Genomic DNA, 12762 nt, shown 5'->3' with positions numbered 1-12762 from the left:
TGCTAAGATTCTTTCGCCTGCCGAGAGCAGTTTTCAGGTGGAAACGCCTGCGCAGGCCCTAGCCTTAACTAACGATGGCCTGTGGATTACATAACTAGATCCTACACCCAGCACCTGAGGCAAAGCCCCCGACCAAAGCTCCCCCCCGGAGATTCAGCCAGATCGCTCAAGGCTCCGCTTCATCCACGCTAGCATGAAAACCTTTTTCGCAGGTCAACAACCGTTTTTGAAAAGTCATATAGTTTTGTGTGAAATTGAACTCATTACCCCTTGGAGGGGGTAAACCTATTCGATTTTACACCCGTCACATAGCAAGCGACCATCACACAGAGGAATGGTTTTCCGGAGAGTACCCTCCTGCGGCAGTAAAACAACCATTAATACTGCCAATATCAGCAGATAATCCAGAGCCTTCAGCAGCCCGACAAAAGGAAGTATCACCAAGAAGGCCCAGGGGTATTCCAAAACCATTCAGATACTCAGCTTTCAACAAGCCACATGACTGAAAGTTAATAGCGTTAAGATTCTCTGGAGCAGCCCTCTACGAAGCGTCAGCCGCGGACGCAGCACGAAGCAGCGCCGCGTAGGCACCACCACGAGCGAGCAGCTCGGCGTGGGTGCCGCGCTCGACCACGCGGCCGGCGTCAAGGACAACGACCTGGTCGGCATCGCGGATGGTGGACAGGCGGTGCGCAATGACCAGGCGGGTAGCGTCCGCGCCAATGACTGTTTCCTGGATGGCGCGTTCGGTTTCGTTGTCAAGGGCCGAGGTGGCCTCATCCAGGATGAGCACCCGCGGGCGGCGCAGCAGTGTGCGGGCCAGCGAGAGGCGCTGTTGCTCACCGCCGGAGAAACGGTAGCCGCGCGAGCCCACCACTGTGTCCAAGCCTTCTGGAAGCGCGGCGATGACCTCGTCCACGCGCGCGGCATGCAGCGCCGCCCACATCTCTCCCTCGCTAGCACCCGGCTGCGCAAAGAGGAGGTTCTCCCGCACCGTGCCGTGAATCAGGTAGGTTTCCTGGGAAACCACGCCGATGACCTCAGCGCGCTGCTCCGCCGGTACATCACGCAGGTCGACACCGCCCAAGGTGACGGAGCCTTCAGTCGGATCGGCCAAGCGCGCCAGAAGCGCGGCCACCGTGGACTTGCCGGAACCGGTATGCCCAACCAGGGCGGTGGTGGTGTGGGCGGGGATGGTGAGGGAGACGTCGGAAAGCGCGTCGGTGTCGGTGCCTGGGTAGCGGTAGGAAACGTGCTGGAGGGTGAGGGAGGCGTCGGCAAGCTGCGCGGGCTCGGTGGCTTCCGTGAGTTCGGGCTCCAGGTCCAGGTACTCGAAGATGCGGCTGAACAGCGCCATCGACGCCACCCACTGCGCGCCCACGTTGAGCAGGTCAGTGATGGGGCGGAATATCTGAGTCTGCAGGGTGGAAAAGGCGATGAGCGTGCCAATCGTAATCCCCGGGCGCAGGCCAGCCACCAGGTAAATCAGCGCCGGCATCACGCCGAAGATGATTTGGGTCAGCGCCATGCGCCAGAGCCCGGCCAGCTGCGATTCGAGCTCCAGGCGGATCAGGGAGCGCGAGGTCTTCTCAAACCCGTCATAGACGCGTTCCTGCGCGCCCAGCGTTGCCGCCAGGCGCATGCCGGACACGGATAGGTTTTCCGAAATGGTCTGCTGCAACGTCGCCTGCGCGCGGCTGTTTTTCTCCATGAGGCTGCAACGCAGAACGGCGGCGCGGCGGGTGAGCCACACGGCGGGCGGCAGCACCACCAGGGGACAACAGTGAGAGCGTGGGTGAGAGCGCGACCATCGCCACCAGCGTGGCCACCGTCATGGTGAGATTGCTGGCCACAGAGGTCGCCGTGGTGGTCACCATGCCGCGCATGGCCGCGATGTCGTTAGTCAAGCGGGACTGGATTTCGCCGCCGCGGTTATTGGTAAAGAACTGCAGCGACTGGCGCTGCAGGTTAGCAAAGACCTGCGTGCGCAGCTCGTGCATGATGGTGTGCCCCACCCGCGCGGATAAAAAGGACTGGATAACGCCGATGGCCTGAGAGACCACGGTGATGGCCAGCATGCCGCCCACCAGCCACAGAAGCAGCGTGGTGTCGTGCTCAGGAATGGCCTCGTCCACGGTGCGGCGCACCAAGAAAGGCTGCACCACGGTCAGCCCAGAAGTCGCAATGATGAGCGCTACCACCACAAGCAGCGTGCCGCGGTGGGCTGCGAAGATGCCGGCGACGCGACCAAACTTCACTGGGTGCTGGGCCAGCTGATCGACGTCCGCGGGGTCCTTCACCGCGGTGTGCATCGGCCGGGTCGTGGCTTAACCGCAGGTAACGATAGGCTGCGGGTCATAGACCGTGGTGGTGGTCTCCCGGGAGATTTCCTTGCCGGAGAGGTCCTTGATCACGCGCGTATCCGAGGTGGTAAAGCCCGGCGCGCCGGAGGACGGCGAGCAGTCATCGGTGACGGTCATCCTAGTGGGCTGAGTCGTGGCCCAGCGGCCGTTGTTCACGGACTCGACGTTGACGGTCTTCACACCCATGAAGCGGACGGTGATCTGGCCGCCACCGAAGGAGGTGTCGATGCGCACCGGGTGGTCCGAGGTGTTCTTGAACTGCAGGTCAATGGCGCCCTCGTAGACGGTGGCCTCACGGCCGGCCGGGTAGCGCGAGATGTAGTAGGAGTGCGGGGTGTGCGCGACGTCTTCCATGCCCGCGAAGTAGGACGCGTTGTAGAGCGTCGTCGCGAACTGCGAGATGCCGCCGCCCACGGCCGTGCCTGAGTGGCCGTTGATGATGATGCCGGACTCGACGTACCCCTGCGCCGTGCCGCGCGGACCGGTGTAGCCGTTGAGCGAGAAGGTCTCGTCCGGGTTGACCACGGCGCCGTTGACGGTCTGCGCGACGAGTCGGATGTTCTCGCCCGAGGGGCCAGAGAAGCCGCCGGTGGAGAACTCGCTCACGACCTGGTCGAAGGTCGAGGCCTCGGCTTCTTCCGTGGTGAACGTGGCCGGCTCCGGCTTGTACGCCGCCTCCCACTCACGTTTGTCGTCGCTGCGCACGCGGGAGTCGAAGTCTTTCATGGTCTCTTCCCAGTTGACGACGTTGCCGTCCTGGGACGGCGTGACGGACTTGCCGCCGCCGGCGAAGCTCACTTTGGCGTTCTCGCCGGGGACCTCGGAATCCGCAAGCTGCGCAGCAAGCAGCTCCTGCGCCTTCGCGTCGTCGATATTGAGAACGAGCTTTCCGTCCTTTGAGGAAATCGAGACGAACTGCGCGATGGCGCCACGGTCGAGCGTCGCCGTGACGTCCTTGTCACCCTTGACCACGAGGTTCTTATCGAGCGCGGTCTTCGCCTCGCCCTTTTGCATGTCCTCGATGACCTGGTCATTGATGGCGGGTTCGACGACCTGCGGTTCCACCTCGACGCCGGCGGGGTCGAGCCAGTCGGCTTGGACGGCATCGGAAAGCTGAGCGGGGTCGACCGTCTGGCCGAGCTTGGGGTCTGTGACCTTGAAGTCTGCGTTCTCGATGGCCAAGGCGCCGTCGACGGGAGCGATGGACAGCTCGCCCTTGACACGCTCGAGCTCCTTGTTCAGCGCGGCGTCATCGACGTCCACGGCGACGGGCTGCTCGCGCGGGTCCATAAAGAAGGACGCGACGCGCGTCAACGGATTGAGCGAGGCGTCAGGAATGCCGTCCACGGCTTTCTGGAAGTTCATAGCGAGGCCGGAGGCAGACGGCAGCAGTTCGCTGTGCTTCTCCCCCGCGCGCACGGTAACGACCTGATTCTCGATGCCGCCGAGCTCCTTCTGGAGCTTGTCCACCGCGGCAGTGCGCTCCATGGACGAGATGTCGACGCCGCCCACGCTCGTCGCGCGCGGAACTTTACCCTGGTTCTGGGCGATATCGAGGGCGTATGCGACCCCGGCGAGCACCAAAAACCCCAGCACCACCGCGAGGGTGATGATGAGCCCTTGAGACTTGCGCTTTCCTACTGCTTTCTTCACAACACTTAAGGTTATCGTTTGAAGCGCGAAAACGTTAGCGCGGGGCGAGTCCAGCCGCAGAATGTGCGACGGCATCCGCGAAGCGCTGCTCAGGAATGATACCGACCTCCACCGCACCGACCACCTGGTCGATGATGAAGTTGATATCCGTGGCCGTCGACCACAGTGCCACATCCGCGCCCGAGGCGAGCGCCGTGACGATGGCCTGCTCTGGGGTATACCGGCTGGTAATCGCCGCCATACCAGTGAGGTCATCGGTGAAAATCCGGCCGCCAAAGTGCTCGCGGGTGCGCAGCAGTTCATACGCCGCGGGGTTGAGACTCGACGGCGTGACGCCATTGCCCAGCCCCGGCACGACCATGTGTCCGACCATCGCATCCGCGCGCGGTTCGCCGGGCAGCGCGCCGTCCCACGGCACGATGTCAAAGGCCTCCATCTCCGGCAGCGGCGGCGTCACCGCAGCTCCCAGGTGCGTGTCTCCGGAGGCGCGGCCGTGGCCCGGAAAATGCTTAAACACGGCATCGACGCCTGCGTTTTCTAGGCCGCGCGCGAACGCGGCGCCGTACTCGCCGGCGCGCACGGGGTGCGTGGAATACGCACGGTCACCTACCACGTCGAGATCCGCGCCGCCCACGTCGAGCACGGGAGCGAAGTCCAGCGTGATGCCGTACGCAGCGAGCGTCTGGCCAATCTGGAACGCGGTGCCCTCGACCTGTTCGGGTGTGCCTTGCGCCATCTGCTGCGCCGACGGGTAGGACCCGAGAACCTCCGAGAAGCGCTGGACGCGGCCGCCCTCGAAGTCGATGGAGATCTCAAAGTCACGGCCCACAGCCTCCCGCAGCGCGTGCAGGTCACGGCCTGGCTGCGTGAGCAGCCCCGGGTCAGCCCAGCTCACGATAAAGATGCCGCCCACACCGGCCTGCAGCTTAGCCAGCGCGTCGTCGTAGTTGACCACGGCAGGCATGAGCAGTGAGGCCGCCGCCGCGCGGCGCTGCTCCGGTGGGACGAGCGGGTTCGCAGCGGGAACGTCCGGAGCCGCTGGCGCCGGGTCGGACGGGGCGGCAGAAGAAGGCGCGGACGTCGGCGCCGGTGACGGGCTCGCCAGAACTCCCGCACTCACGGACTCGAGGGAGGCGGGCGAGGGCTTTTCGCCTGGCGGGTCGCAGGCTGCGAGCGCCGCCGCGGACGCGACGACGGCGAGCGCGAGAATTTTCTTCATTGTTTTCTCAGTATGGCGTATGAGTGAAAATCTCGCATGCATAAGGTCCTTCTTGGCGCGCGTGGGGCGCTAGGCTGGGGGACCATGAAAGGTCAAACCATGTTGATTGCGTACGACGGCTCCGAGCGGGCGGACCGCGCCATCGAGTATGCGGCACAGCTGCTGCGCCCGGGCATCGTGGAGATCCTCACCGCGTGGGAGCCCGCCGCGCGCCAGGCAGCCCGCGCCCTGGGCCGCACGGGCTTGCACCAGTCCACGTATGCGCTCGATGACGCGGCGCAGGAAGAAGACCCAGCCTACGAGGAGGCCATGGCCGTGTGCCGCAAGGGCGTCGCCGTCGCGGAGAAGCTCGGCCTGGCGGGCCGCGCGCACCTCGTCGAGGTCGTCACCACCACCGCGGAGGCGCTTGCCGATGCCGCCGAGGAGCTCGACGTCGACGTCATCGTCACCGGCACCCGCGCGCTCACCGGCTTTAAGGCGTGGTGGAACGCGTCGACCGCGGACCAGCTCGTGCGCACCGCGGGCCGTCCCGTCCTCGTTGTCCCGCCGGAGCCGGACGACCCGAACGACGCGAACTACACCGACACCGCCGAATAATCGGCGGACCTGCGTGAGCAGGCTGCTAGGATGTGGCCTTATGGCACTTGAATCCGACTCCATGACAAAGCGCACCCTCGGCCCGGCCGTGGGCTCCGCGGTGGTCGGCATCGCGCTCGGCGTCGTCGCCATCGTGGGCATTGCCCAGTTCAGCGGACAAGACACCGTCCCGTCCTCGGCGGCGGTCTCTGCGGATGATGCTTTGCTCGGCGGCCCGGAATACGGCTCCCGCAACTAGCTTGGCCCAGCTTTTCGCGCGCCCCTGGGCGGCGCATGCGGCCGGGTGGCTTTTCGCCGCCCTCCTCGCCTTCACGCAGCCGTGGGGCCGCGTCGCGGCCGATACGAAGCACGATCTCGCCGTCGATCCCGCCGGCTTCCTCGCCGGCGCCGCGCACGCGTGGACGGACTCCTTCACCCTGGGCCAGCTCCAAAACCAGGCCTACGGCTACCTCTTTCCCCAAGGCGCGTTCTTCGCGCTTTCCGATGCCCTCCCCGACTGGGTCGCGCAGCGCGCCTGGTGGACCCTCGTGCTCGGCGTGGGCTTTTCAGGAACGCTCGCACTCGCCCGGCGCGTAGGCCTCGCCACGGCGCCGGCCTGCCTCGCAGCCGCGGCGTTTGCGCTCTCGCCGCGCACGCTCACCACGCTCACGGCGATTTCCTCGGAGACGTGGCCGGTCATGCTCGCGCCGTGGGTCGTGCTCCCCTTCCTTCCGCGGGCCGACGGGACGCGGTCGAGCGCCTGGCGCACGGCGGCCGCGGCGACGCTGCCGGTTGCCTGCATGGGCGCGGTCAACGCGACGGCGACGCTCGCGGCCTGCGTCCCGGCCGCCCTTGTGGCGCTTGTCTATCACCGCCGGGCGCTGCTGCCGTGGCTCGCCGGCTGCGCGCTGGTGAGCGTGTGGTGGATCGGTCCGCTTCTCATCCTGGGCCGCTACGCGCCGCCGTTTACGGACTACATCGAGTCTTCGTTCGTCACGACGCGCTGGCTCAACCTCGCGGAGATCCTGCGGGGCACCACGAGCTGGTCGCCCTTCGTCGACAATGAACGCCTCGCCGGCACGTTGCTGGCCACCGAGCCTTTCTTCGTTCTCGTCACGGCGCTCGTCGCCGCGGTGGGCCTGGCGGGACTCACCAAGGCCCCGCGTGTGTGGACCGCGATGCTCCTTGTGGGCGTCGCGGTCCTCGGCTGCCACTACGCGGGCTACCTCGATTTCCTCGACGGCTCCGGCGCGGCGCTGCGCAACGTCCACAAATTCGATCCGCTCGTGCGCCTGCCGCTCGCGCTCGGCATCGGCTTTGCCTGGGCGGCGCTAAGCCGCCAGCGCAACTCTGGGCAACGCGCGACGGCGCTGGTGGCCGTGGCGCTGGTGGTGGGGGCATCGGCAAGCCCGGCGTTCACGGGCCGGCTCTTGCCGCGCGGGGCGTACGAGGCGGTGCCGCAGTACTGGCAGGACGCGGCGGACTTCCTCAATGCCCATGCACAGGGCACGCGCACCCTCTTTTTCCCCGAGCGTTCTTTCGCGCGCGAGGACTGGGGTTGGACGCGCGACGAACCGCTCCAGCCGCTGCTCGACGTGCCGTGGGCCGTGCGCGACGCGATTCCGCTCGTGCCGCCCGAGGCCATCCGCGGGCTCGACGGCGTCATGGCCGCGCTCCAGGCGGGCGACGCCTCGGGGCTCACGCGCCTGGGCATCGGCGCGCTCGTCGTCCGCAATGGCGTGGAGAAGCACGGCGCGCTCAAGGACGTCCCGGGCGAGGTCCACTCCTTCGGCGACGTGGACGTCATCCTCCTCAACGAACGGCCGGACATGCTGCTCGGCTCCACCGACCCGGTACGCGTGGCCGGCGGCGGCGAGTCCCTCGCCTTCCTACCTGGCGGGCCGTACTCCTTGGTGGACGCAGACGCGGACGTCGTCACAGATACGCCGTTGCTCGTGGACCGAAACTTCGGCACGCTCGACGGGCCGGTCTCCGCGCCGCTGCCCGCAGACGAGCCGACGCGCTCGCACAACGTGGAGCGCGACTATCCCTCGGCGGGCCCGATTGTGGCGGTAGAGGAACGTGGCGGCCACGTGCGCGCGTCGAGCTCTGCCGCGGACGCGAATGCCCTGGGCGGAGCGCGTCCGGCGCACTCGGTGACCGCGGCGGTAGACGGGGAGGATTCCACCGCCTGGTGGCCCGCACCTGGAGATACGGGCTGGCTGGAACTCGAAGGCGAGTTCCCGGCGCGCTCGACGCTCACGCTCACCGCGACGGCGGAGACGACCGTAACGGTCCGCAACGGCGACGCCTCCGTGAACGTCGATCTCGGCGAAGAACCCACCGAGGTCCGCATTCCCGGCGGGGCCGCGAGCGCGGTGCGGGTCGAGCTCCACGAGCGTGTGGGTCTCGCCAACGCGCAGGTCGAGGGGCATGAGATCACCCGGACCGTCGTTGTGCCGGATAGCTCGCCGAAGGCGCGCGCCTTCCTCTTCCAGCGCGCCATCGTGGACACCGGCGTCCTCATTCGCGAGTTCACCGCCCCGCGGGACATGTCGCTGAAGCTCGACGCAGACCGCCCCGTGGACATCGACGGCGAGACCTACGAGCCCGGCGCGACCGTCCCCCTGGCCGCGGGCACGCACGAGCTGCGCACCCGGGCGAAGGTCGTCCGCCTCGGCGAGGCGGACGCAGGCGCGTACGCCGCGACCGGCCGCGACATCACCGCCGCAGACTCGGACCGCCTGCTCGTCACCACGCGCGCCTTCAATCAGGGCCTGCGCGGCTACCTCGGCGACACGGAACTCGAGCCCCGCGAGGTCGACGCCGCGTCCCAGGCCTTCGTCATCCCGGCAGGCGCGGCGGGCGAGTTCCGGCTGGAGTTCGCCGGGGAGCGCGCTTACCGTCTCGCACTGCTGGGCGGCGGCTGCCTCGCACTGCTCACGGTGGCGGGTTGCCTGCTCCTCCTCGCTCGCCCGCGCCGCGGTCACTTCGCACACGCGGCACGGGTTCCCGTTCCGCTCCTGGCGCTCGTGGCGCTGGCAGCGGCGGGCCCGGCGGGGCTTGCTGGGGGCATCGGCGGCTTCGCGGCGGCGCGGTGGACAACTCTGCGCCCGAGCTGGCTGTGCGCCGGACTCATGGCCACCGCGGGCCTCATCCTCGCGCGCGGGCCCTGGGGCTCAGGACACTACGCGGGCGATTTCTGGCTGCTCGCGGCCTTCGCGGGCGCGAGCCTCGGCGCGCTGGCCGCCAGCCACGCGGACGCGGGGACCTCGACCCAGTAGTAGCTCGCCGCCGCGATAGGGATGGTGAGCGCGGCCGTCGCGATAAGCACGAGGAAGAAATAGCCCGAAAAGAGTGGCAAGCCGGTGAGCGGAAAGACGACCCACAGCACGGCGACGTGCCACAGGAAGATGGCGTACGACCACAGGCCGAGCCGACGCATGAGAGGGGATTCCAGGACGGGTGAGCGCGTGCCCAGCGCGTAAGGCACGACGATGGCCGCGGCGAAGACGGCGCCCACTGCGACGCGGCGCGCGAACTCGCCGGGCGTGGGGTGCGTCAGTCCCTGCGGCCCGAACCACTCCCGGGAACCGAGCCACACGCACCCCGCGGCGAGTACCCAGAACGGCCACGCGCGGCGCGGGGCGCGAACGCGGCCTTCGAGCTCCGCGGCGGTCATGCCCACGGCGAACCACGCGGCGTACGCGGGCGGCCAAATCTGCGCGTTGACGCCGGTGAAGTCCTCAATGGGGGCTGCAACCCACGCCCAGCCGAGGCTGAGTGCTGCGACGGAGCCGAGGGCGATCAGGCGTGCGCGCAACGACCGGAAAGAAGGCAGCCACGGCAGCACGAGATAGAACGCGAACTCCACGCACAGCGACCACAGCTGAGTCACGCCGGAGGCCAGACCGTCCGGAACGTAAATCTGGGTCGCGGTGAGCGTGGACAGGACCTGCACCACGGAGAAGGACGCGCCGGGCAACGCGAGGAACACCACGGCTACGCAAGCCCAATACGCAGGCATAACGCGGCGAAAGCGCGCGAGGTAATAGCCCGCCGGCGAGTGCGCGTCGCGGCGGCGCCACAGCACGAAGGCAGACAGCGCGAAGAAGACCGCCACGAAGTAGTCGAGCCGCTCGGCCCAGGCCCAGCCCGTGGCGGTCTGGAAGCTCACGTGCGTGACGAGCACGCCCAGCGCCGCGACCGCGCGCAGGCCGTCTAACGCGGGTACGTGCTGCGGTAAGGTATTGGCCATCGTCTGCCCAACTTAGCACCAAAGGATGTCCCTTTATGGCCCGCTCGCCCTTGCCGTGGCTCGTTATCGCCGCGATCCTCGCGCTGCTCGCGGGCGTGCTCGTGCCCTCGCTCGTGGTGGGACGCTCCATCCGGCTCGCCGACGACGTGGAATTCCACGCCGTCACTGAACCAGCCGCGGTCCTCGTGGAAACCGGTGCGACCACGGTGCGCATGGACAACACCTACATCACCTCGCCGAACGAGGAGGATGATGCGCTGGTCCAGCTCGACGCCACCAAGGATTTCTACCGCATGCCCGAGGGCCAGCCGGAAGACCGATCCGCGCATCTGTCCGCCTCGCTCACGCTCAACCGCGAATCCGCCTATCCGGAGGCGGGTCTCGCGAGCCACCAGTCCTTCGCGGTGCGGCAGCTCAACCTCGACGCGTCCATCGACAACGGCGACATGGAGGGGCTCACCGCGTTCTTCCCCGCCGACACGGAGCAGCGTTCCTACCCGTACTTCGACTTCATCGCGCAAGAGGCCGTACCCATCGACTACACGGGGAAGTCCAAGCGCGGCGGAATCGACGTCTACGAGTTCCACCAGCACATCGACGCCCTACCGGCCCAAGACATCCTCGCGCGCACGGCCGAGTACGCGACCGAAAATGATCCCACGTTCACCCCGGACGATCTGCGTCGCCGCGGCCGCGCCGAGGACTTCTACACGGACGAGGAACTCGCCCACTTCGGTCTGAAGAAGGACACCGCCGTGGTCCTCGACTCGTTCTATTCGGTCGATCGCACCGTCACCGTCGACCCGGCCACGGGCACCATCCTCGACGTAGACGAAAATTTTTCCTTCGTCTGGGCCACGGACGCCAAGCAGGCGCGCGATACCTCGATCCCGCCCGAGCGCCGCGCCGTCTTCGTGGGCGATCTGCACTGGGACCAGGCCACGCAGGACTCCGCGCTTGAGCTCGCGCGCCCCACGGTTCGCCTCCACAAGGCCATGGGCTTGGTGAGCTGGGTGGGCAAGGGGCTCGCTGTCGTGCTCCTCGCCGCCGCGGGGCTCACGTACCTGCGCCGCCGCGACCATGTTTAGGCGCGCCTGGCCCGTCCTCTGGGGCACCGCGCTCGTGCTCGCGGTGACCTGGCCGTTCCTCCTGCCCGGCTCCGAGTTCCTCTGGCGCGACATGGCCGTGCCCGAGACCTTCGGGCTCACCCCAGCCAACTTCGGCGCTGGCGACCTCGCCGCGCGCGCCGCTCCCCAGGACGGCGTCTTCGCCCTCTTCTCCACGCTCCTGCCTGCACCATTCCTGCTGCGCGCGCTCGTCATCTCCGCCGCCGCGGCCGCCGCCTGGGGCGCATGGCTGCTAGCGCGGAGTTCACCGGCACCCGCGATGTTCCTCGCCGTCATCAATCCCTTCACCGTCGAGCGCCTCCTCCAGGGCCAATGGTCGTTGGCCGTCGCCGCGTGGCTGCTCGTACTCCTCACCGCCGCAGGACTGCGCGGCCGCCCCTATCTCGCGTGGGCCGCGCTCTTCGGCGCCTCTCTCACGCCCACCGGCGCGCTCCTCGGTCTCGCCACGGGCGTCGCCACGGTCAAGGGCCGCCGCCTGGCCACCGCGGGCCTGGGCCTCGCGGTCTGCATCCCGTGGCTCGTGCCCGGGCTCATCGACTCCCTCCACCCCGCCCCGCTTTCCGATGCCCCCTCCTCCGTCGCCGCCTTCGCCCCCCGCGCCGAGGCTGGCACCGGGACGTTGGGCTCCCTGCTGCAGCTCGGCGGTCTATGGAACGCGGACGCGCTCCCGGCTTCGCGCCAGGCGGGCTTCGCAGTCTTCGGGTTTGGAGTGCTTGCCTGCGTCCTCGTGGGCCTGCGCCGCGTATCGTGGCCGCTGCTCGCGCTCGGCGCGGCGGGCCTGGGCGGGGCGATTGCGTGTTGGCTGCTGCCGGACGTACTCGCGAGCGTCATCGACGCCTTCCCCGGCGCCGGCATCCTCCGCGACTCCGGCAAGCTCGTGGCCCTCGCGCTTCCGGCCTACGTCGCGGCGCTGGGCGCGCTCGACCGGCGCGGCATCGTCGCGGCGCTCGTGTGTCTCGTGCTCCAGATGCCCGACGCCGCGACCTCGGTGAGCGTCCTCGCCCCGCGCGAGTCCTCCATCGACGCCCGCCTCGTGGGCGAGCTCTCCGGCCGCGCGACCTTCTTCGCGGATCGTCCCAGCCTCGTCGAGGTCACCGCCCAGGACGGCACGCGTGCACCTGCCGTGGACCCGTATTCCAAGGCGGTCGCGCAGGTCGCCTCCGGCGAGCTCGTCGTCGACGGACAGGTCGTCGATGCGCCCTCGCCTCGTTGGGTCGCCGCTCGCGCCGCGTGGGAGGCCCGCGATACGGCCGAGCTCGAGCGGCTCGGCATCGGCGCCATCGTCGAGGACGGCCGCGTCGTCGCCGCCACGAACGCCCCCGCCCCACGCGCGCCGTGGGTTCTCACCGTCGCGTGGCTGCTCCTGCCGCTCGCGGTGCTCCTCGTCGCCGCCTTCCGGCGCGCCTCTGCCGAGTAATCCACAGGCTAGGCGCTCATGGTTGCCCACTGGGTTGTGCAAAAGCCGAGTTATCCACAGATTTGCACGCTCATCGTTGCAGGCCTTGACAGGTTTTTATAGCTTCAAAGCCATGACCACTTTCGTCTCTCGGCTCAAGGAAGAAAACG

Annotated in this window: 8 protein-coding genes and 1 pseudogene; 5 read left to right on the top strand and 4 right to left on the bottom strand. The window is 68.0% G+C overall.

The features are described from left to right. Nucleotides 1-541: 541 nt before the first annotated feature. From HMPREF2559_RS09030 to HMPREF2559_RS09020, 3 genes and pseudogenes are all read right to left on the bottom strand, one after another. Nucleotides 542-2312 (bottom strand): annotated as a pseudogene (locus HMPREF2559_RS09030) (ABC transporter ATP-binding protein). Nucleotides 2313-2327: 15 nt separating this feature from the next. After that, on the bottom strand, nucleotides 2328-4016 hold the full coding sequence (locus HMPREF2559_RS09025; RefSeq protein ID WP_197429514.1) for a VanW family protein: 1689 nt from the start codon (nucleotides 4014-4016) through the stop codon (nucleotides 2328-2330). 34 nt (nucleotides 4017-4050) lie between these two features. Next, nucleotides 4051-5235 carry a glycoside hydrolase family 3 N-terminal domain-containing protein gene (locus HMPREF2559_RS09020; protein WP_066488703.1) on the bottom strand — a complete coding sequence of 395 codons (1185 nt, stop codon included), beginning with the start codon at nucleotides 5233-5235 and terminating at the stop codon, nucleotides 4051-4053. A 99-nt stretch (nucleotides 5236-5334) separates the two neighbouring features. Here HMPREF2559_RS09020 and HMPREF2559_RS09015 point away from each other — a divergent pair, with 99 nt between their 5' ends. Genes HMPREF2559_RS09015 through HMPREF2559_RS09005 form a run of 3 tightly spaced genes read left to right on the top strand, consistent with a single transcriptional unit; the run spans nucleotide 5335 to nucleotide 9095 of the window. Next, nucleotides 5335-5832, top strand: a complete 498-nt coding sequence (locus HMPREF2559_RS09015) for a universal stress protein (protein ID WP_231732342.1) — start codon at nucleotides 5335-5337, stop codon at nucleotides 5830-5832. 40 nt (nucleotides 5833-5872) lie between these two features. Then, a complete protein-coding gene (locus HMPREF2559_RS09010; protein WP_066488687.1) occupies nucleotides 5873-6070 on the top strand; it encodes a DUF2613 domain-containing protein in 198 nt (65 codons plus the stop codon). Next, a complete protein-coding gene (locus HMPREF2559_RS09005; RefSeq protein WP_082750311.1) occupies nucleotides 6030-9095 on the top strand; it encodes an alpha-(1->3)-arabinofuranosyltransferase domain-containing protein in 3066 nt (1021 codons plus the stop codon). The genes HMPREF2559_RS09010 and HMPREF2559_RS09005 overlap by 41 nt, the downstream gene beginning before the upstream one ends. Here HMPREF2559_RS09005 and HMPREF2559_RS09000 read toward each other — a convergent pair. Then, nucleotides 8999-10069, bottom strand: a complete 1071-nt coding sequence (locus HMPREF2559_RS09000) for an acyltransferase family protein (protein WP_066488679.1) — start codon at nucleotides 10067-10069, stop codon at nucleotides 8999-9001. The two genes, HMPREF2559_RS09005 and HMPREF2559_RS09000, sit on opposite strands and share 97 nt — an antisense overlap. 35 nt (nucleotides 10070-10104) lie before the next feature. Here HMPREF2559_RS09000 and HMPREF2559_RS08995 point away from each other — a divergent pair, with 35 nt between their 5' ends. Then, nucleotides 10105-11157, top strand: a complete 1053-nt coding sequence (locus HMPREF2559_RS08995; protein WP_070540410.1) for a porin PorA family protein — start codon at nucleotides 10105-10107, stop codon at nucleotides 11155-11157. Then, on the top strand, nucleotides 11150-12613 hold the full coding sequence (locus HMPREF2559_RS08990) for an MmpA family trehalose lipid delivery protein (protein ID WP_066488675.1): 1464 nt from the start codon (nucleotides 11150-11152) through the stop codon (nucleotides 12611-12613). Before HMPREF2559_RS08995 ends, HMPREF2559_RS08990 begins: the two co-directional genes overlap by 8 nt. The last annotated feature ends 149 nt before the right edge of the window (nucleotides 12614-12762 follow it).

Origin of the sequence: Corynebacterium sp. HMSC072G08 (assembly GCF_001809185.1) — a bacterium.
GTDB lineage: Bacteria > Actinomycetota > Actinomycetes > Mycobacteriales > Mycobacteriaceae > Corynebacterium > Corynebacterium phoceense.
This window is presented reverse-complemented; position numbering and strand designations above follow the sequence as displayed.